The 17,940-nt window shown below is 61.4% G+C and carries 22 protein-coding genes and 1 pseudogene; 9 read left to right on the plus strand and 14 right to left on the minus strand.

The features are described 5' to 3' along the window. Positions 1-27 precede the first annotated feature (27 nt). Both JFU58_RS11085 and prlC read right to left on the minus strand, forming a co-directional pair. Positions 28-300 (minus strand): YheV family putative zinc ribbon protein, encoded by a 273-nt coding sequence (locus JFU58_RS11085; RefSeq protein WP_003214872.1) that lies wholly within the window; start codon positions 298-300, stop codon positions 28-30. Further along, positions 297-2,348, minus strand: a complete 2,052-nt coding sequence (gene prlC / locus JFU58_RS11090) for an oligopeptidase A (protein ID WP_063033718.1) — start codon at positions 2,346-2,348, stop codon at positions 297-299. Before prlC ends, JFU58_RS11085 begins: the two co-directional genes overlap by 4 nt. Before the next feature lie 102 nt (positions 2,349-2,450). Here prlC and JFU58_RS11095 point away from each other — a divergent pair, with 102 nt between their 5' ends. After that, positions 2,451-2,993: a gamma carbonic anhydrase family protein gene (locus tag JFU58_RS11095; RefSeq protein ID WP_169386733.1), complete on the plus strand. Its 543-nt coding sequence runs from the start codon at positions 2,451-2,453 to the stop codon at positions 2,991-2,993. Between the two features lie 11 nt (positions 2,994-3,004). Next, a complete protein-coding gene (locus tag JFU58_RS11100; RefSeq protein WP_063033720.1) occupies positions 3,005-3,658 on the plus strand; it encodes an HAD family hydrolase in 654 nt (217 codons plus the stop codon). A gap of 96 nt (positions 3,659-3,754) precedes the next feature. Here JFU58_RS11100 and JFU58_RS11105 read toward each other — a convergent pair whose 3' ends face one another. After that, positions 3,755-4,810: an aminopeptidase gene (locus JFU58_RS11105; RefSeq protein ID WP_201140670.1), complete on the minus strand. Its 1,056-nt coding sequence runs from the start codon at positions 4,808-4,810 to the stop codon at positions 3,755-3,757. Positions 4,811-4,951: 141 nt separating this feature from the next. Between JFU58_RS11105 and JFU58_RS11110 the strand changes: the two genes are divergently transcribed. Next, on the plus strand, positions 4,952-5,374 hold the full coding sequence (locus JFU58_RS11110; RefSeq protein ID WP_201140672.1) for a PA0061/PA0062 family lipoprotein: 423 nt from the start codon (positions 4,952-4,954) through the stop codon (positions 5,372-5,374). Here JFU58_RS11110 and JFU58_RS11115 read toward each other — a convergent pair whose 3' ends face one another. Beyond that, positions 5,375-5,614: a DUF1161 domain-containing protein gene (locus JFU58_RS11115; protein WP_063033723.1), complete on the minus strand. Its 240-nt coding sequence runs from the start codon at positions 5,612-5,614 to the stop codon at positions 5,375-5,377. Between the two features lie 113 nt (positions 5,615-5,727). Then, positions 5,728-6,159, minus strand: coding sequence for an OsmC family protein (locus JFU58_RS11120; protein ID WP_017477943.1), 432 nt, complete (start codon positions 6,157-6,159; stop codon positions 5,728-5,730). A gap of 216 nt (positions 6,160-6,375) precedes the next feature. On the opposite strand from JFU58_RS11120, the gene JFU58_RS11125 reads away from it, so the two are divergent. Then, on the plus strand, positions 6,376-7,377 hold the full coding sequence (locus tag JFU58_RS11125) for an LLM class flavin-dependent oxidoreductase (protein WP_201140674.1): 1,002 nt from the start codon (positions 6,376-6,378) through the stop codon (positions 7,375-7,377). Between the two features lie 59 nt (positions 7,378-7,436). On the opposite strand, the gene JFU58_RS11130 is transcribed toward JFU58_RS11125, so the two are convergent. Together JFU58_RS11130 and JFU58_RS11135 are read right to left on the minus strand one after the other, a co-directional pair. Further along, entirely contained in the window at positions 7,437-7,664 is a 228-nt protein-coding gene (locus JFU58_RS11130) for a DUF1161 domain-containing protein (protein WP_003214893.1), read from the minus strand. A gap of 117 nt (positions 7,665-7,781) precedes the next feature. After that, positions 7,782-7,997: a dodecin gene (locus tag JFU58_RS11135; protein WP_017477941.1), complete on the minus strand. Its 216-nt coding sequence runs from the start codon at positions 7,995-7,997 to the stop codon at positions 7,782-7,784. 156 nt (positions 7,998-8,153) lie between these two features. On the opposite strand from JFU58_RS11135, the gene JFU58_RS11140 reads away from it, so the two are divergent. Further along, complete coding sequence (locus JFU58_RS11140) at positions 8,154-8,480, plus strand: DUF883 family protein (RefSeq protein WP_003170746.1); 327 nt, start codon at positions 8,154-8,156, stop codon at positions 8,478-8,480. Here the strand turns inward: JFU58_RS11140 and JFU58_RS11145 are convergent. Then, positions 8,477-9,373, minus strand: a complete 897-nt coding sequence (locus JFU58_RS11145) for a LysR family transcriptional regulator (RefSeq protein ID WP_063033724.1) — start codon at positions 9,371-9,373, stop codon at positions 8,477-8,479. The two genes, JFU58_RS11140 and JFU58_RS11145, sit on opposite strands and share 4 nt — an antisense overlap. A 109-nt stretch (positions 9,374-9,482) precedes the next feature. On the opposite strand from JFU58_RS11145, the gene trpB reads away from it, so the two are divergent. The 4 genes and pseudogenes from trpB to JFU58_RS32270 all read left to right on the plus strand — a co-directional run. After that, positions 9,483-10,724: a tryptophan synthase subunit beta gene (trpB, locus tag JFU58_RS11150; protein ID WP_063033725.1), complete on the plus strand. Its 1,242-nt coding sequence runs from the start codon at positions 9,483-9,485 to the stop codon at positions 10,722-10,724. Then, the gene (trpA, locus tag JFU58_RS11155; RefSeq protein WP_010168557.1) at positions 10,724-11,533 is read left to right on the plus strand and encodes a tryptophan synthase subunit alpha; all 810 of its coding nucleotides are present in this window, start codon (positions 10,724-10,726) and stop codon (positions 11,531-11,533) included. The genes trpB and trpA overlap by 1 nt, the downstream gene beginning before the upstream one ends. Positions 11,534-11,672: 139 nt before the next feature. Beyond that, entirely contained in the window at positions 11,673-12,119 is a 447-nt protein-coding gene (locus JFU58_RS11160; RefSeq protein ID WP_063033726.1) for an anti-virulence regulator CigR family protein, read from the plus strand. 21 nt (positions 12,120-12,140) lie between these two features. Next, positions 12,141-12,231, plus strand: a pseudogene (locus JFU58_RS32270) (outer membrane lipoprotein carrier protein LolA); the annotation flags it as partial. Here the strand turns inward: JFU58_RS32270 and JFU58_RS11165 are convergent. The 6 genes from JFU58_RS11165 to JFU58_RS11190 all read right to left on the minus strand — a co-directional run bounded on the left by JFU58_RS11165 (position 12,224) and on the right by JFU58_RS11190 (position 17,896). After that, a complete protein-coding gene (locus JFU58_RS11165) occupies positions 12,224-13,528 on the minus strand; it encodes an MFS transporter (protein ID WP_063033727.1) in 1,305 nt (434 codons plus the stop codon). The pseudogene JFU58_RS32270 and the gene JFU58_RS11165 overlap by 8 nt on opposite strands. A gap of 172 nt (positions 13,529-13,700) precedes the next feature. Continuing rightward, complete coding sequence (dgoD, locus tag JFU58_RS11170; protein WP_003213645.1) at positions 13,701-14,849, minus strand: galactonate dehydratase; 1,149 nt, start codon at positions 14,847-14,849, stop codon at positions 13,701-13,703. Positions 14,850-14,882: 33 nt separating this feature from the next. Then, positions 14,883-15,503 (minus strand): 2-dehydro-3-deoxy-6-phosphogalactonate aldolase, encoded by a 621-nt coding sequence (locus tag JFU58_RS11175; protein ID WP_003213643.1) that lies wholly within the window; start codon positions 15,501-15,503, stop codon positions 14,883-14,885. 13 nt (positions 15,504-15,516) lie between these two features. Continuing rightward, complete coding sequence (locus JFU58_RS11180) at positions 15,517-16,485, minus strand: 2-dehydro-3-deoxygalactonokinase (RefSeq protein ID WP_063033728.1); 969 nt, start codon at positions 16,483-16,485, stop codon at positions 15,517-15,519. A gap of 102 nt (positions 16,486-16,587) precedes the next feature. Beyond that, a complete protein-coding gene (locus JFU58_RS11185; protein ID WP_063033729.1) occupies positions 16,588-16,914 on the minus strand; it encodes a DOPA 4,5-dioxygenase family protein in 327 nt (108 codons plus the stop codon). A 31-nt stretch (positions 16,915-16,945) separates the two neighbouring features. Continuing rightward, positions 16,946-17,896: a choline sulfate utilization transcriptional regulator gene (locus tag JFU58_RS11190; RefSeq protein WP_063033730.1), complete on the minus strand. Its 951-nt coding sequence runs from the start codon at positions 17,894-17,896 to the stop codon at positions 16,946-16,948. Positions 17,897-17,940 lie beyond the last annotated feature (44 nt).

A 17,940-nucleotide genomic window follows, 5' to 3' on the forward strand; every position in this document is an offset into this window, starting at 1 on the left:
GCCATCAGCTCAGGGGGCACATGCCGGTCAGTCTTTTTTCAGCTTCGGATTGGGGAAGAACTGCACCGCCTGCACCTTGGGATCCGGTGCTTTCAATGCCGACGTATTGACCCGCGTGCCCAATTCCTTGGGCACTGACAGACCTTGTTCATTCAGCGTGTCGGAATAGCCGCAAGCCACACACTCGCGATGTGGCACATCGTCTTCGCTCCACATCATCAACTTGTCCGGCTCGCTGCACGCCGGGCAGACTGCCCCGGCGATAAAGCGTTTTTTGGTTTTCACAGGCGCTTCACTCATGCTGCCGCGTCCTCACTCAGGCCGCTGTGGCGCAAGAGTGCGTCAATCGAGGGCGCACGTCCGCGGAAGTCGACGAACAGCACCATCGGTGCCTGGGAACCGCCACGGGCCAGGATCGCCTCGCGGAACGCCCGGCCAGTCTCGGCATTGAGCACGCCGTCTTCTTCGAACTTGGAGAAGGCATCCGCCGACAGCACTTCCGCCCACTTGTAGCTGTAGTAACCCGCAGCGTAACCGCCCGCGAAGATATGCGCGAAGCTGTTGGGGAAGCGGTTGTAGGCGGGCGGACGCATCACCGACACCTCATCACGCACGCCTTCCAGCACCTGCAGCACACTGCGGCCATCGCCGTGGGTGGCGTGCAGCTCGAAGTCGAACAGCGAGAACTCCAACTGGCGAACCATCATCAGGCCGGACTGGAAATTCTTCGCGGCGAGCATTTTTTCCAGCAGGTCCTGAGGCAGCGGCTCACCGGTTTCATAGTGGCCGGAAATCAGCGCCAGGCCTTCCGGCTCCCAGCACCAGTTCTCCATGAACTGGCTTGGCAACTCCACCGCATCCCAGGCCACGCCGTTGATGCCGGACACGCCAGCGTGCTCGACACGGGTCAACAGGTGATGCAGGCCGTGGCCGAATTCGTGGAACAGCGTGGTCACTTCATTGTGGGTCAGCAGGGCAGGCTTGCCGCTGTCGGCCGGGGTGAAGTTGCACACCAGGTTGGCCACCGGGCTTTGCAGTACGCCACCAAGGGTGCGGCGACGATCACGGGCGCCGTCCATCCAGGCCCCGCCGCGCTTGTTGGCGCGGGCGTACAGGTCGAAGAAGAAGCGGCCGACGTGCTGGCCGTTTTCCTTGATTTCGAACAGGCGAACGTCCGGGTGCCAGGTGTCGAAGCCTTTCTGCTCGGCGATTTCGATGCCGTACAGGCGCTGCACGATAGCGAACAGGCCGCTGAGCACCTTGTCGATCGGGAAGTAGGCGCGCAGGGCTTCCTGGGAAACGCTGTAACGCTGTTCGCGCAGTTTTTCGCCATAGAAGCCGCTGTCCCAGCTTTGCAGGTCCGGGCAACCTTGTTCGGCGGCGTAGGTCTTGAGCTGTTGCAGGTCCTGGGTGGCGAACGGCTTGCTGCGCTTGGCCAGGTCTCGCAGGAAGCTCAGCACCTGGTCGCTGGACTCGGCCATTTTGGTGGCCAGGCTCAGTTCGGAGAACGAGGCGAAGCCCAGCAGTTGAGCGAGCTCCTGACGCAGGTCGAGGAGCTGTTCCATGACCGGGCCGTTATCGTTCTGACCGGCATTCGGGCCTTGGTCCGACGCACGGGTGCAGTAGGCGGCGTAGATTTCTTCACGCAGGGCGCGGTCGTGGGCGTAGGTCATCACCGCGTAGTAGCAGGGGAATTCCAGGGTGATCAGCCAGCCGTCCAGGCCTTTGGCCTGGGCAGCCGCAGCCATTTGCGCCTTGGACGAATCGGTCAGGCCGGCGAGGGTCGCTTCGTCGGTGACGTGCTTGGTCCAGGCCTGGGTGGCGTCGAGCAATTGGTTGGAGAACTTGCTGCCCAGTTCGGAGAGTTTGCTCTGCACTTCGGCATAACGTTTTTGCTGCTCAGGCGGCAAATCGATACCCGACAGGCGGAAGTCCCGCAGGGAGTGTTCCAGAATGGTTTTTTGCGCCACGTCGAAGCCGGCGGCTTCCGGGCTGTTGGCCAGGGCTTCGAAGGCCTGGAACAGCTCGCGGTTCTGGCCCATCTCGGTGGAGTAGGCACTCAATGCCGGCAGGCAAGCCTCGTAGGCTTCGCGCAGTTCGGTGCTGTTGCACACGGCGTTCAGGTGGCTGACCGGGCTCCAGGCAGCGCCCAGGCGGTCATTGAGTTCGTCCATGGCCAGGACCAGGCCGGCCCAGGTCGGATTTTTACCCTGGCTTTGCAGGATGCCTTCGATGGCGACGCGGTTGTCGGCGAGGATCTGTTCGATGGCCGGCTGTACGTGCTCGGCACGGATCGCCGAGAACGGCGGCAGGTCGTAGGACTGCAGAAGAGGGTTGTTCGCGCTCACGGTTGGCACCTTGGCTGAAGAAACATGTAAGAACAAAGATGGGGCCATCTTAATTACAATCAACGCCCACCGCAGCTATCAGCAGAAGAGAGAGAGCCTATCGTGACCCTTCGCACCTACCAGAATCACACGCCGGCCTTGGCCGCCGGGGCTTTCGTCGATGCATCGGCGGTGGTGATCGGCGACGTCGAAATCGGCGCCGACAGCTCGGTATGGCCGCTGACGGTAATCCGCGGCGACATGCACCGCATCCGCATCGGTGCGCGCACCAGCGTGCAGGATGGCTGCGTGCTGCACATTACCCACGCCGGGCCCTTCAATCCTGATGGTTTCCCGCTGTTGATCGGCGACGATGTGACCATTGCCCACAAAGTCATGCTGCATGGCTGCACGGTAGGCAGCCGGATTCTGATCGGCATGGGCAGCATTGTGATGGACGGCGCCGTGGTGGAAGACGATGTGATCATCGGCGCCGGCAGCCTGGTGCCGCCGGGCAAGAAACTCGAGAGCGGTTTTTTGTATGTCGGCAGCCCGGTTAAACAAATCCGCCCGCTGACTGACAAGGAGCGGGCGTTTTTCACCTACAGCGCCGCGAACTACGTGAAGCTCAAAGACCTGCACCTGGCCGAAGGCTTCGACCAATGACAAGGACACCCATGCATTACCAAACCGTTCTGTTCGACCTCGATGGCACCCTCACCGATCCGCGCGAAGGCATCACCCGCTCGATCCAGTACGCCCTCGCCAAACTGGGGATCGACGAGCCGGACCTGACCAAGCTTGAGCACTTCATCGGCCCGCCGCTGCTGCAAGCATTCATGCAGTTCTATGGCTTCGACGAAGCCAAGGCGTGGGAGGCGGTGAATTTTTACCGCGAGCGCTTCAAGGTCACCGGCCTGTACGAAAACCGCGTATTCGACGGCGTGATGCCGCTGCTTGAGGACTTGAATGGCCAGGGTCGCCAGCTGTATGTGGCCACGTCCAAGCCTTGGGTGTTCGCCCGTGAAATCGCCCGGCATTTCGATTTCGCCAAACACTTCAAGGTGATCTACGGCAGCGAGCTGGACGGCACCCGCACCAACAAGGTCGAGCTGATCGCCCACCTGATGGCCGAAGAAGGCCTGGACCCGGCCACCACCTTGATGATTGGCGACCGCAAGCACGACCTGATCGGCGCGCGCAGCAATGGGCTGGATGCGGCGGCGGTAGGTTATGGGTTTGGCAGCCATGAAGAGCTGAGTGCCGAGGCGCCGACCTGGCACTTTGAAACATTGGCCGAGATGCATCAGGCGTTTTTGCAACGGCCTTGAATGCGCTATCGCAGGCAAGCCAGCTCCCACATTTGATCACGGTCGGCCAAGACAACTCAGTCAAATGTGGGAGCCGGGCTTGCCCGCGATGAGGCCCTACCGGCCAACCACTTGCCCGGATCCCTCCAACACCCTCAGGGCCGCCTTGCGCTGTTCCACCGGCAACCCGCCCAGCTTCTCCACCGCCGCAAAAAACTTCGGCCAATCGCCGCCTTCCTGCCGGAACAACGCGGCGAACGCCGGTACCCACTGGTCATACAGCCCAAACGGCAGCAACCTTGCGTTGTTCATCGGCAGGTTGATCCAGGCGTCATAACGCTTGTCGCCACCCCACTGGCTATCGCGCATGTGCCGGTAGTCACGGCGCAGGCGTTCGAATTCAGCCGCCTTGGTCTGGCGCATGGCATCTGCCGCCAGCGGCTGGGTATACAGCTGCTCCAGGCGTTTGCGGGTGTCGAGCACCAGCCGGGTGAACTGGTCGCGCTGTTTCAACGACGACTCGCTGGCTGGCGGCAAGCCACGGGCCGCGCGCCATTGCCGGGTGCCTTCCTGCTCGACGAAGGTGGCGTACGACTCGTTGAACTCGGTGTCGTCCTTCACATAAAACCGCTGATGCGCCAACTCATGAAAAATCAGCGTGGCCAGGCGCTCATCGCCCCAGCTCATCATCGAACTCATGATCGGGTCATTGAACCAGCCGAGGGTGGAGTAGGCCTCCACGCCACCAATCGACACGTCCATGCCTTGCTGCTTCAGCAACGCCGCCTGGCCGCGTGCGGCGCCCTGGTTGTAGTAACCGCGATAGGCCACGCACCCGGCAATCGGAAAGCAGTGAGTCTGCGGCGACAGGGAAAATTCCGGCGTGGCGAAGACGTTCCAGACCACATAAGGGCGGCCAATGTCCGCATACAGACGGTAACTCTGGTTGTCCGGCAGGTGCAGGTGCTCGCTGGCAAAGGTGCGGGCTTTCTGCGACTGCGCCAAGTGGTCCCGCAGCACCTGTGGCCGGGACGGGTCGGCGATGACCTCGGAGACCGGCTCCCGGGCCCGCAGCAATTGCCATTGGCCGTCTGCCAGTTGGCTGTAATAACTGACGCTGGAGCAGCCACTGAGCAACAGCAGCATCAACCCGGGAAGTAAACGCCTGACCATTAAAACCTCTCGCAGGTGACTATCCCGCCAGACTATCTCGCCTGTGGGGAATTTTTCCATGGCGTGGCGTGTTTATACTCATAGGGAGCGTGCCGCCGAACGCAGCCGCTTAAAAACCATTCCTACCGTTGAGTGCTTAACATGCGTCAGCTACTGCTTCCCATCGCTGCAGTCCTTCTCAGTGCCTGTACGTTGACGCCGCTACCGGCGGTTGATCCGCAGCAAGCCTGGGTTGACTTCGCCACCCCAACACCCGGCGCCAAGCTGGTGATGGCGCAACGCCTGGACGGAAAAAACCTGAACGACGGGCGCTTCTTCCAGGTGCCGCCTGGCAGCCATGAGCTGATGGTGCGTTTTGATTTCGAGGTGCCTACCGGTGGCAGCTTCGGCGGGATGGGCCAAACCACCGACCGAACCTGCTTCATGACCCTGCAATACGACCGTTTCGAGGCAGGCCAGCGCTATCGCCTGGAAGGGCGCTCACTGGGCTACAACCCGAATATCCGGCTGTACAACAAAGCGGGTCACTTACTGGCGGAAGAACGTAGCGTCAACTGCATCTGATCAGTCGTTGTTCTTCTGGTAGACGATGGCCTTCGTGCCGTTCTCACAGCTGCCGACAACCATGGCGCTGTCGTGCTTGTCGGCTTCTTCCTTGCTGACGATTTCGAGGGTGTAGGACGGAACGGCATTCGCCTGGATTTTGACCTCGATCTCTTTCCTGAGCTCTTCACAGTCTTTCGGCGCGGCCAGCGCCGACGTGGCCAGTGCACCGCAGATAACCGCCAAGGCAATACGTTTCATGTGTGAAGCTCCCTGAATGCACGCGTACGGGTGTGCGCTAAGTCTGCAATCGGCTATTCGACCACATTTGCAGCTGCAGGAGCGAGCAAGCTCGCCCCTGCAAGAGGGTTGCATCAACTAATCAGCGTGCCATCCAGGGTAATGGTTGCATTCAGTACCTTGGACACCGGGCATCCTTCCTTGGCCTTTTTGCTCAGTTCATCGAACTGCGCCTGGCTGGCGCCCGGGATCTTCGCCTTGAGGGTCAGGTGCACAGCAGTAATCGCAAAGCCACCGTCCACTTGGTCCAGGGTCACTTCGGCCTGGGTGTCGATGCTGTCGGCCTTGAGCCCGGCGTCGCCGAGAATCATGGAAAAGGCCATGGAGAAACAACCGGCATGGGCCGCGCCGATCAGTTCTTCAGGGTTGGTGCCCTTGCCACCTTCGAAACGGGCCTTGAAGCCGTAGGGCGCTTCGCGCAGCACGCCAGTTTCCGTGGAAATGGAACCCAGGCCAGTCTTCAGGTCGCCTTCCCAATGCGCGGATGCTTTTTTAACGATACTCATAGCGGTCTCCTCGAACGGTGGTTTTGCGTCAGTAAGGGTTCTGAGGATAGACGCCACGGCAAAGTTCATCTTGTCGGAGAAACCTAGCAATTAAGTAGGAAATTTCACCATCGCTATTGAATCTCGGGTATATGCCCTCATTGCATAGACATGCACATGAAGCGGCAGGTTTTGGTTCGTCTTAGAAGCCTGCGCCCCCATTGGAGAAGCAGGCTTATGAAATCGCTGTCCGACGTAAAGTTCTCGACCCTCGACCTCGTGCCAGTGCGCGCCAACGGCAGTCCGGCGCAGTCGCTGCGCAATTCCCTGGACCTGGCCCAGCACGTGGAAAAATTCGGCTACAACCGTTTCTGGGTGGCCGAACACCACAATATGGACGGTATCGCCAGCTCGGCGACCTCAGTATTGCTGGGTTATCTGGCGGGCGGCACCTCGACGATTCGTGTCGGTTCCGGTGGCGTGATGCTGCCCAACCACGCGCCGTTGGTGATCGCCGAGCAATTCGGCACCCTGGAAAGCCTGTACCCGGGCCGTATCGATTTGGGCCTGGGCCGCGCGCCCGGCTCCGACCAGATGACCGCCCGCGCCCTGCGCCGTGAACGCTCCGGCAGCGCCGATGATTTCCCGGAAGACGTGGCTGAACTGATGGCCTACCTCGGCCCGCGCACTCCGGACCAGCGAGTGATCGCCGTACCCGGCACCGGCACCAACGTCCCTGTATGGCTATTGGGTTCCAGCCTGTTCAGTGCGCAACTGGCAGGTGAGCGCGGTTTGCCTTACGCCTTTGCCTCACATTTCGCGCCGCGCCTGATGCATGAAGCGATTCGCGTCTACCGCAACCACTTCAAGCCTTCGGCCGTGCTGGACAAGCCCTACGTGATGCTCGGCATCCCGCTGGTGGCCGCCGATACGGATGAACAGGCTGATTACCTGGCCACCTCGGTGTACCAGCGAATCCTCGCGTTGATGCGCGGGCAAAGCCTGGTGCAGCGCCCGCCGGTCAGGACCATGGACGGCTTGTGGCTGCCCCATGAGAAAGACGCTGTAGGCAGTTTCCTTGGCCTGGCCATGGTGGGCAGCCCGCAGAAGATTCGCGCGAAGCTGGAGGTGCTGGTGGAGCAAACTGGCGCTGATGAGCTGATCTTCACCTGTGACCTGTACGAACATGCCGACCGGATCCATTCCTACGAGCTGCTGGCCCAGATCATGAAGGGCTGAATCGCAGGCGTAAAAAAACCGACGCACTTGCGTCGGTTTTTTACGTCTGCAACACGGGATCACCCGCGCTTGTAGGCGATTTCCTTGGTACCGGCTTCACAGCTGCCGACAACCGTGTGGTCACTAGGTGCAGCACCTTTGTCCACGATTTCCAGGGAGTAGCCTGAAGCGCCTTTAGCGTCGATTTTTGCCGCAATCTCGCTTTTCAGCTCTTCACAAGGCTTGCCCGCCGCCAGGGCTGTGCCCGCAATGCTCAACAAACCTACCGCCAACAAAAAGTTCTTCATCCGTCACTTCCTTGGGTTGATCGAAAGGAAGCACGTCGCCGCTCGTCACGCCGACGTGCCTAAAGGTTGTAGCGGAGTTTATGGCAATCGGCCAGCGCGCAAGTTCAACCGGCTCAGTCAACTACTGGCAATTCGGAACCCCACTTTGAGGGTGACCTGGAAATGCGCGGCCTTGCCGTCCTTGATATGACCGCGGGTTTCAGTCACTTCAAACCACTCCAAGTGCTTGATGCTCTTGTGGGCTTCAGCCAAGGCATTGTTGATGGCGTCCTCGATGCTGGTGGTGGAAGAGCCCACCAGTTCGACTTTCTTGTAGGTGTGATGATCACTCATAAGGTTTTCTCCTGGGGTCGTTAATGAAGCCTAGCAGTGAATTCTCGTACTGCTTCTGGCGACTATTCCCATACGAAAGTTCAGATTTACTGCACTTTCTGAAACCGCCGCAGTCGGAAACAACACACGCCACTCAATCACTCCAGGAGAGCCCACATGGCCAACACCTCTTTACGCAAAGCGTCATTGGAAAGCATGGAAGCCGAGATTTCGAGCCTGCTCAAATCTTTGGAAAGCCTCAAGGACGATGCCTCTGACGAGTCGCGCAAAACCTTGAAGGCCCTGAAAAGCAATGCCGAGAATGCCCTCAAGCATTCCCGTCACCTGATCAGCGATGCCTATGAAGAAAGCAAAGTCAAAATCCGCGAAACCGGTGTTGCGACACGGGACTACGCGCAAGAGCACCCATGGACTACCGCTGGCGTCGCCGTTGGCGCGCTGGGCCTGCTGGCGGCTTACTTGCTGTGCAAACGCGGCGACTAAACAACCTGGCGCGCAAGCTCAGCCTTGAGCCACTGCGCCAGTTGCCGGGCGCGCCCATCCGCGGCGCGCTTGGGTAGCCACAACGCCAGTTGCGCCGGGGTTTCACTGAAACCCCACGGCGCGACCAGGCGACCCGCTCGCAGGTCCTCTGCCACCAGCGGTTCTGGCGCAATCGCCACCCCCAGCCCCGCCACCGCCGCCTCCAGCAAATAATACAAATGCTCGAACCCCTGACCGTACTTCAACGCGCCAGCGTCGATCCCATGGTGCTGCGCCCAACTGGGCCAGGCTTGCGGGCGTGATGTGGTGTGCAAAAGGGCTTCATTGAGCAGCGCTTCGGCAGGTGCCTGGCGCAAACGCTCGTAATGGGCAAATCGCGGGCTCATGACCGGGCCGATGCGCTCGCTGGCCAATTCGTACACCTGCATATCCGCCGGCCATGGCGGCTCAGCGAACACCAGCAGCGCGTCCAACCCGGGGCGGCGCGGGTCGAGGTCGCCTTCGCCCGCCGACAGGTGCAGGCGCAAATCCGGCAGATCCGCGTTCAGGCGCCCCAAACGCGGAATAAACCAGCGCGCCAGCAGACTGCCGGAGCAGCCGAGCACAAACGGTGCGTCTGCGCTGCTTTGTGTGAGTTCTGCGCAGGTGTCCCTCAGACGCTCGAACGCCTCAAAACTCGCATCTCGCAGGCGGATGCCGGCATCTGTGAGTTTGAGGCCGCGCCCGTCCTTGACGAACAGGCTGACGCCGAGGTGTTCTTCCAACACCTTGAGCTGCCGGCTGACCGCGCCATGGGTCACGTGCAGTTGCTCAGCGGCCTGGCTGACGCTGTTCAGGCGTGCAGCCGCCTCGAAAGCGCGCAAGGCGTTCAGGGGTGGGAGGTCTCGGCTCATCTGTGAGTTTTCCTGACAGGTTGTGGCGATCTTATCGGTTTTCACGTGCAAGCGTCAGGGGTAGAGTGACCGTCATTGCCTCTTACACATTTTCTACCTGGAGCGTCCCATGACTCAGACCCAGACCGATTTACGCAACGGCCCAGACGCCAATGGCCTGTTTGGTTCGTTCGGCGGCCGCTACGTGGCGGAGACCCTGATGCCGTTGATCCTTGACCTGGCCCGCGAATACGAAGCGGCCAAGATCGATCCGGCCTTCAACGAAGAACTGGCCTACTTCCAGCGCGACTACGTCGGACGCCCAAGCCCGCTGTACTTCGCCGAACGCCTGACCGAGTTCTGCGGCGGCGCCAAAATCTACCTCAAGCGCGAAGAGCTGAATCACACCGGCGCCCACAAGATCAACAACTGCATCGGCCAGATCCTGCTGGCGCGGCGCATGGGTAAAAAACGCATCATCGCCGAGACCGGCGCCGGCATGCACGGTGTGGCCACGGCCACCGTCGCCGCGCGTTTCGGCCTGCAATGCGTGATCTACATGGGCACCACCGACATCGAGCGCCAACAGGCCAACGTATTTCGCATGAAGCTGCTGGGCGCCGAAGTGATCCCGGTGGTCGCCGGCACCGGCACCCTGAAAGACGCGATGAACGAAGCCCTGCGCGACTGGGTGACCAACGTCGACAGCACCTTCTACCTGATCGGCACCGTGGCCGGCCCGCACCCGTACCCGGCGATGGTTCGTGACTTCCAAGCCGTGATCGGCAAGGAAACCCGTACCCAACTGCAGGCCCAGGAAGGCCGTCTGCCCGACAGCCTGGTGGCGTGCATCGGCGGCGGTTCCAATGCCATGGGCCTGTTCCACCCGTTCCTGGATGACACCAGCGTCGAAATCATCGGCGTTGAAGCGGCCGGCTACGGCATCGAGACCGGCAAGCACGCGGCCAGCCTCAACGGCGGCGTACCGGGTGTGCTCCACGGCAACCGTACCTTCCTGCTGCAGGACGACGATGGCCAGATTATCGACGCCCACTCGATTTCCGCCGGCCTGGACTACCCGGGCATCGGCCCTGAACACGCCTGGTTGCACGACATCGGGCGCGTCCAGTACACCTCGGTGACCGACGACGAAGCCCTCGACGCCTTTCACAAATGCTGCCGCCTGGAAGGGATTATTCCTGCACTGGAAAGCGCCCACGCCCTGGCTGAAGTGTTCAAACGCGCACCGACCTTGCCGAAGGATCACCTGATGGTGGTCAACCTGTCCGGCCGTGGCGACAAAGACATGCAAACCGTGATGCACCACATGGAACACTCTTCACAAGAGCCATCCCAGCAGGAGAAACACTGATGAGCCGCCTGCAAACACGTTTTGCGCAACTGAAAGAACAAAACCGCGCCGCCCTGGTGACCTTCGTCACCGCCGGCGACCCGGGTTATGACACCTCGCTGGCGATTCTCAAGGGCTTGCCGGCGGCCGGCGCCGACGTGATCGAGCTGGGCATGCCGTTCACCGACCCGATGGCCGACGGCCCGGCGATTCAACTGGCCAACATCCGGGCGCTGACCGCCAAGCAGAACCTCACGAAAACCCTGCAAATGGTTCGCGAGTTCCGCAAGGACAACAGCGACACGCCGCTGGTGCTGATGGGCTACTTCAACCCGATCCACATGTACGGCGTGCCACGCTTCATCAGCGATGCGAAAGAAGCCGGCGTCGACGGCCTGATCGTGGTCGACATGCCTCCGGAACATAACGGCGAGCTGTGCGACCCGGCCCAGGCTGCCGGTATCGACTTTATCCGCCTGACCACCCCGACCACCGACGACGTGCGCCTGCCGACCGTGCTCAACGGCAGCTCCGGGTTTGTGTACTACGTCTCGGTGGCCGGTGTGACCGGTGCCGGCGCCGCGACCCTGGAACACGTCGAAGAAGCCGTGACCCGCCTGCGTCGGCATACCGACCTGCCGATCAGCATCGGTTTTGGTATCCGCACCCCGGAGCAGGCCGCTGCAATCGCCCGCCTGGCAGACGGTGTGGTGGTGGGTTCGGCACTGATCGATCACATCGCCAACGCCAGCAATGATCAGCAGGCCATCGACGGTGTATTGACCCTGTGCTCGGCGCTTTCGGAAGGTGTGCGCAACGCCCGTAAGTAAGCGGCTCGTAAGCGGTAGGTAAAGTTCCTGATACAGAGGAATCATGCTGGCAAATCAGCACCTAAACTGACAAGACCAAGGGATTTCGGACCCGGTTCGAAATCCCTTTTTGTTGTTTGTGCAGTTGAGGAAACCCCTGATGAAGATGCCTAAACGTGTGATAGCCGGTCTGGGTGTGCTGTTGCTCGGCGCCAGCGCCCTGGTGCAAGCCGCACCGTACGACCAAGGTGGCGGACCTGACCGTGGCGGCCCTCAAGGCCAACAGAACGATCACCGTGGCGATGATCGCCGCGGGCCCCAGGACAATCACCGTGGCGGGCCTCCTCAGGACTTCGGCCCTGTTCGGCAAGTGATCCGCGATAACCATGGCGACTTCCGCCGTGGTGCTCCGCCGCCTCCCGGCATCCACCTGGTGCGGGGCCAGCGCCTGCCGCCGAACTACTACGGCGAGCGTCTGGACCCTCGGGCTCTGTCGCATCTGCCGCAATATCCTGGCTACGAATGGCGCCGCTCGGGCGGGGACATCGTGCTGATCGCGATTGGCACCAGCATCGTTTATCAAATTCTGGATGGCGCGCTGTACTAGTAACTCCCTGTAGGAGCGAGCTTGCTCGCGAAAAACGTTAACGATAACGCGGGGGCATCTGACACCCCGCGGCGCTCTCAGGTTTTTCGCGAGCAAGCTCGCTCCTACAGTTCTATACGCTCGACCTTGCCGACCAGCAAGATGTAGGACAACGCCCCCAGCAACGCCAGCACCGCGATATAGGTAATCGCCGGTGCAAACGAATCCCCTGTCGCCAGAAAGCCAATCACAATCGGCGTGGTAATCGCCGACAGATTGCCGATGAAGTTAAACACCCCACCCGTCAGCCCCAGCAATCTTGCCGGCGCCAGGGTCGACACCAGCGACCAGGTAATCGACGCCAGGCCGTTGCCGAAAAACGCCACCGCCAGAAACGCAATCACCCACGCCGTGGAGTCAACAAAGTTGGCGCCGATGATCGCCGTGGAAATCAACAGCCCGCCAATGATCGGCAACTTGCGCGCAAACCCCACCGACGCTCCGCGGCGAATCAGCCAGTCGGAAAACAGCCCCGAACACAGCACCCCGACAAACGCCGCCAGAAACGGCAGCGACGCCAGCAGGCCGGACTTGATGAAGTCCATGCCGCGATATTTCACCAGGTAGGTCGGGAACCACGTCAGGAAAAACCACAGCGTGGAGTTCAGGCAGAACTGCCCCAGGTAGATACCCCACAGCTTGCGCTTGCTCAGCACGATGCCGAGGTCGACCCAACTGAATGGCGCCTTGGCCGCCTGCGCCTGGATGTCCACCAACCCGCCACCTTCGCGGATCAGCTCGATTTCCGCCGCATTGGCACCTTTGAAATCACGTGGCTCGCGGTACACGGCGTACCAGATCAACGCCCACACAATGCCCACGCCACCGGTGGCGACAAACACCATGTGCCAGCCAAAGGTGTGTTGCAGCCAGGCCAATACCGGCGTGAGAAATGCCAGTCCGACAAACTGCCCGGACGTATAAACACCAATCGCCGTGGCCCGCTCACGCTCAGGGAACCAGGTGGTCACCACGCGGCTGTTGATCGGGTAAGCCGGGGCTTCCAGGGCACCGACCGCCATGCGCAATACGAACAGCGCGATGAAGCTGGCGGCAAAGCCGAGCATCACGGTGGCGATCGACCACAGCAGCAGGGCGACACTGTAGAGAATGCGCGGCGGTACCCGGTCCACCAGCCAGCCGCCGGGGATTTGCATGGCCGCGTAGGTCCAGCCGAACGCGGAGAAAATCAGCCCGACATGCACCGGGTCGATCCCCAACTCACTGGTGAGGGCCGGGGCGGCAATCGACAGGTTGCTGCGGTCCAGGTAATTGATCACCACGGTGATGAACAGCAGCACCATGATGAAGAAACGCTTTCGGCTGGGCGTGACTAAAGAAGCCTGCCCGGTGAAGGACTCGGATTGCATGGGGGTTGCCTCTTCTTATGGTTATTGAGGACAGGTCTTACTGAAGAAACGCGATCCCTGTGGGAGCTGGCTTGCCTGCGATAGCGGAGTGTCAGTGCCGCAGATGCAAGCTGACTCACCGCTATCGCAGGCAAGCCAGCTCCCACACTGACGGTGTTTCTTCAGGAGGAAATCACCACTCCGCAAAGCTGCCATCGGCATGACGCCAGATCGGGTTGCGCCAGCGATGCCCGATGGCCGCGCGCTCGATCACGTATTCCTCGTTGATCTCGATGCCCAGGCCTGGCCCATTGGGGATTTTCACAAAGCCCTGGTCGTAGTCGAAAACCCCGGGATCACGTACGTAATCCAACAGGTCGTTGCTCTCGTTGTAGTGAATGCCCAGGCTCTGTTCCTGGATGAACGCGTTGTAGCAAACCGCATCCAGTTGCAGGCACGCCGCCAGGGCAATCGGGCCGAGCGGGCAGTGCAGGGCGAGGGCTACGTCGTAGGCTTCGGCCATATTGGCAATCTTGCGGGTTTCGGTGATACCGCCGGCGTGGGAGGCATCCGGCTGGATGATGTCGACATAGCCTTCGCTGAGCACGCGCTTGAAGTCCCAGCGCGAGAACAGCCGCTCGCCAAGGGCAATCGGGGTGCTGGTGAGCGGCGCCAGCTCTTTCAGCGCTTCGTAGTTTTCGCTGAGCACCGGCTCTTCGATGAACATCAGTTTGTAGGGATCGAGCTCCTTCATCAGCACCTTGGCCATGGGCTTGTGCACCCGGCCATGGAAGTCGACGCCGATGCCGACGTTGGGGCCTACCGCATCACGCACGGCAGCGACGTTGGCCAGGGCCTGGTCGACTTTTTCGAAGCTGTCGAGAAATTGCAGTTCTTCGGTGCCGTTCATTTTCACCGCAGTAAAACCACGGGCCACGGCTTCCTTGGCGGCGCGGGCCGTGTCGGCCGGGCGGTCGCCACCAATCCACGAGTACACGCGGATTTTGTCGCGCACCTGGCCACCGAGCAGGTCGCTGACCGACACGCCGAGGGCCTTGCCCTTGATGTCCCACAGCGCCTGGTCGATACCGGCGAGGGCGCTCATATGGATCGCGCCGCCACGGTAGAAACCGCCGCGGTAGAGCACCGTCCAGATGTCTTCGATATTGCGTGGGTCTTTGCCGATCAAGTAGTCGGACAATTCTTCGACGGCGGCAGCCACGGTGTGGGCGCGGCCCTCGACCACGGGTTCGCCCCAACCGGTCACGCCCTGGTCGGTTTCAACCTTGAGGAAGCACCAGCGCGGCGGAACGATGAAGGTGGTCAGTTTGGTGATTTTCATCTTCTTATCTCTCTTGTAGATGGAGAACGCTGATCAGCCCAAGGCGTGCCAGGCCGCGACGTAGGCCTGGGCGTTGCTCGCCACTTGGGCGACGCTCATTCCCGGCTTGAATAACCCGGAGCCCAGGCCGAAGCCTTTGACGCCCGCGTCGAAAAATACCTGCATGTTGTCCGGAGTAATGCCGCCCACCGGCAGCAACACCGTGCCCGCGGGCAGTACCGCGAGCCAGGCCTTGACCACCGCCGGGCCCATTTGCTCGGCGGGGAAAAGCTTCAGCACGTCGGCGCCTTCGGCCAGCGCGGCAAAGGCTTCGGTGGGCGTGGCGACACCCGGCGACAGGTACAGGCCCGCAGCCTTGGCGGCACGCAGCACCTTGGCATCGCTGTGGGGCATGACGATGACCTGGCCGCCGGCGGCTTTGACTTGATCAACCTGTTCCGGGGTCAGCACGGTGCCGGCGCCGATCAGGCAATCGGCGGGCAGGCTGTCCCGCAGGATGCGGATGCTGGAATAAGGGTCCGGTGAATTGAGCGGCACTTCGATGACCCTGAAGCCTGCGGTGTACAACACCTCGCCGATCGCCAACGCCTCCTCTGGTCGCAAGCCGCGCAGGATCGCGATCAAACCGTTGTGTGTGAGTGCTTGCTTGAGCATGTCAGGCCTCTCGTCAGGTTGCAGGCAGCAGCCCCGCCGCCATGGCCAGCTGCCAAAGGCCACGCTCGGTAGCCTCCTGTGCCAGGGTCACGTGGGGGAAGCCACAAAGTTGGAGTGCACGCTGGTAGCGGGTGCAGAGTTGGGTGGTGCCCACCAGAACGATGTCGCGTTGCTGGGCAGGCTGGCGGGTGCGCAGGCCCATGAGTTCGTGGCCGATCATCAAGCCGGACAAATAGTCGGGCTGCTCCTCGGGCGCCAGCTCGCCGGTCAATCCCAGGGTGCGGGCGCTGAACAAGTTCGACAACAGCCCGGCCTGACCGTCCACCGACAGCGCCACCTGCACGCCGCGATCAAAAGCGGCCGCCTGGAACGCTTCGGAAGGGCGCTGGGTGCGCCCCAAAATGCTGTGTTGGCTGAGCACGGCAAACAGCTCGCCGGTCATGAAGGTGTCAAAGTGGGTGATGCAGCCTTCCACCACCTCCACCCACTTGGAATGGCTGCCCGGCAGGCCGATCAATACGTCGCGCCCGGTATGGGCAGACAGGCTTTGCAGCACGCCAAGCACCTGGGTTTCTTCACCGCGCATCACATTGGGCAAGGCGCCGCGTTGAATCACGCCGGGAACGATGTGCACCACTGCGCCCCGCAGGCTGCGCACCACATGCAGCGCCTGGCCGAGGGTAGAGACGTCGGCCGGGGTGTCGCGGTAAGCCGCTTCGCTCCAGCCCTGGGCGCTGCCGACCATGCCGCAGGCGATAACGGGAAGGTCGGGCTGGGTGTCGAGCCAGTCACCGCAGGCTGCGTCGAATGCCAGCTCGAACCCGTTGCTGCTGCGAACCCCGGCAATGTCCCGGGGTTCGGTGGGCAGGTGCATGATCCCCGACGCCAAAGTGCGCCGTTCGATCACGACGCCTGCCGGGCCGAGCTTGTAAGCACGAAGGGAACTGGTTCCCCAATCGAGCGCGATCAATTGCGCCTGCATCGCTTCACCTGAGTGTTCTGAGCGGATGAGGCGAATATAAACCCAAGACCGGCAAAGTCTCAATATATAAATATCAGTCCCATATATAGGGAATATATGAACTTAGAATATCGACAGGTCTAGCGTGCGCATCGCCCCCATCCAGATCGCATGGTCGGTGTGGTCCTTGAGGTCATCACCGGTGGTCGGGTGCAGGAACACCACCAGGCCGTTGCGGTTGAGGGCCAGCCACGGCAATACGACGCCGATGTATTCAGGCTCGAACGCCAACTGGCAGCTCCAGTCCGGGTGCGGGCCCACCGGGCGTTCATGCACCCGGCCCATGCGCAGCGGGAACATTTGCGCGGCGTCCTCGCAGAGTTTGCGCGCCTGGTCGATGGTGTTGGCGTCGAAGTAGATATGGGCGTGGTAGCCCTTGATACGTTGCATGACAGGCTCCGGCCTCAATGATCGGCAAATCCTAGACCGCAATGGACGGCAGGGCCAGGCCGGTCAGTGATTGTGCGCTGCTGGCTTGTTCGGCCATCAGCCAGTCGACGAAGCGTTCGATCAACTGGCTGCGACGTTTGCGCTGGGGCAGCACCACGTAATAGCCGAAGCGTGAGATCACGGTGTCGCCAATCGGCCGGCACAGCCACTTTTGCTCGAGCAAGTTATCCACAAGGTGGCGCCAGCCGATGGCCACGCCCTGGCCGGCAATCGCGGCCTGGATCAACAGCGTGTAATTGTCGAAACGCAGTTGGCCCGGGGTAGGCGCCGTGGTGATGCCCAGCTCGCGAAACACGCCACTCCAGTCGAACCACTGGTTGTTGTTTTGCTGGCGCAGGTGCAGCAAGGGAAACTCCAACAGGCTCTGCACTGGCAGCGGCGCGCTGCGGTCCTGGAGCAACTGCGGGCTGCACACCGGAAACACTTCCTCGTTGAACAGCCAGAGGCTGTCGCCCTGCTTGAAACGGCCGTCGCCGAACAACACAGCCACATCGATATCGCTGCGCAACGCGGCGTGATTGCGCTCGCTGGTGACCAAGCTCACGTCCACCTGCGGGTTGGCTTCATGGAAACGGTGCAGGCGCGGCATCAGCCAATAGGCGGCGAACGCAAAGTCCGTCGCCACCTGCAGGACTTCGTGCTGGTCCTGCTCGGCAATCGCGCTCAGCCCCTGGTTGATGCTCTGCAAACCGGCCTGCACCTGCTCGAACAACAGGGCGCCCGCGTCGGTCAGTTCGATGCCACGGTAAATGCGATCAAACAGGCGCACCTTCAGCTGTTCTTCCAGGCGCTTGATCTGCTGGCTGATGGCCGGCTGGGTGGTGCCCAGCTCCATCGCCGCCGCCGTAAAGCTGCGCTGGCGCGCTGCAGCTTCAAATGCGCGCAGCAGGTCGAGTGACAGGTTACCGAGGGATTCATACATAAGCTGGGCTTATCCTAGACATTGCTTCTCATGGGCTTTACCAC

This window comes from Pseudomonas sp. TH34 (assembly GCF_016650865.1).
Taxonomy (GTDB): domain Bacteria; phylum Pseudomonadota; class Gammaproteobacteria; order Pseudomonadales; family Pseudomonadaceae; genus Aquipseudomonas; species Aquipseudomonas yamanorum.

Excerpts from the sequence above, each read along its gene's own strand:
- JFU58_RS11085 (WP_003214872.1), bottom strand. The coding sequence starts at position 300 with ATGAGTGAAGCGCCTGTGAAAACCAAAAAACGCTTTATCGCCGGGGCA.
- JFU58_RS11100 (WP_063033720.1), top strand. The coding sequence starts at position 3,005 with ATGCATTACCAAACCGTTCTGTTCGACCTCGATGGCACCCTCACCGAT.
- JFU58_RS11105 (WP_201140670.1), bottom strand. The coding sequence starts at position 4,810 with ATGGTCAGGCGTTTACTTCCCGGGTTGATGCTGCTGTTGCTCAGTGGC.
- JFU58_RS11110 (WP_201140672.1), top strand. The coding sequence starts at position 4,952 with ATGCGTCAGCTACTGCTTCCCATCGCTGCAGTCCTTCTCAGTGCCTGT.
- JFU58_RS11115 (WP_063033723.1), bottom strand. The coding sequence starts at position 5,614 with ATGAAACGTATTGCCTTGGCGGTTATCTGCGGTGCACTGGCCACGTCG.
- JFU58_RS11120 (WP_017477943.1), bottom strand. The coding sequence starts at position 6,159 with ATGAGTATCGTTAAAAAAGCATCCGCGCATTGGGAAGGCGACCTGAAG.
- JFU58_RS11125 (WP_201140674.1), top strand. The coding sequence starts at position 6,376 with ATGAAATCGCTGTCCGACGTAAAGTTCTCGACCCTCGACCTCGTGCCA.
- JFU58_RS11130 (WP_003214893.1), bottom strand. The coding sequence starts at position 7,664 with ATGAAGAACTTTTTGTTGGCGGTAGGTTTGTTGAGCATTGCGGGCACA.
- JFU58_RS11135 (WP_017477941.1), bottom strand. The coding sequence starts at position 7,997 with ATGAGTGATCATCACACCTACAAGAAAGTCGAACTGGTGGGCTCTTCC.
- JFU58_RS11140 (WP_003170746.1), top strand. The coding sequence starts at position 8,154 with ATGGCCAACACCTCTTTACGCAAAGCGTCATTGGAAAGCATGGAAGCC.
- JFU58_RS11145 (WP_063033724.1), bottom strand. The coding sequence starts at position 9,373 with ATGAGCCGAGACCTCCCACCCCTGAACGCCTTGCGCGCTTTCGAGGCG.
- trpB (WP_063033725.1), top strand. The coding sequence starts at position 9,483 with ATGACTCAGACCCAGACCGATTTACGCAACGGCCCAGACGCCAATGGC.
- trpA (WP_010168557.1), top strand. The coding sequence starts at position 10,724 with ATGAGCCGCCTGCAAACACGTTTTGCGCAACTGAAAGAACAAAACCGC.
- JFU58_RS11160 (WP_063033726.1), top strand. The coding sequence starts at position 11,673 with ATGAAGATGCCTAAACGTGTGATAGCCGGTCTGGGTGTGCTGTTGCTC.
- JFU58_RS11165 (WP_063033727.1), bottom strand. The coding sequence starts at position 13,528 with ATGCAATCCGAGTCCTTCACCGGGCAGGCTTCTTTAGTCACGCCCAGC.
- dgoD (WP_003213645.1), bottom strand. The coding sequence starts at position 14,849 with ATGAAAATCACCAAACTGACCACCTTCATCGTTCCGCCGCGCTGGTGC.
- JFU58_RS11175 (WP_003213643.1), bottom strand. The coding sequence starts at position 15,503 with ATGCTCAAGCAAGCACTCACACACAACGGTTTGATCGCGATCCTGCGC.
- JFU58_RS11180 (WP_063033728.1), bottom strand. The coding sequence starts at position 16,485 with ATGCAGGCGCAATTGATCGCGCTCGATTGGGGAACCAGTTCCCTTCGT.
- JFU58_RS11185 (WP_063033729.1), bottom strand. The coding sequence starts at position 16,914 with ATGCAACGTATCAAGGGCTACCACGCCCATATCTACTTCGACGCCAAC.
- JFU58_RS11190 (WP_063033730.1), bottom strand. The coding sequence starts at position 17,896 with ATGTATGAATCCCTCGGTAACCTGTCACTCGACCTGCTGCGCGCATTT.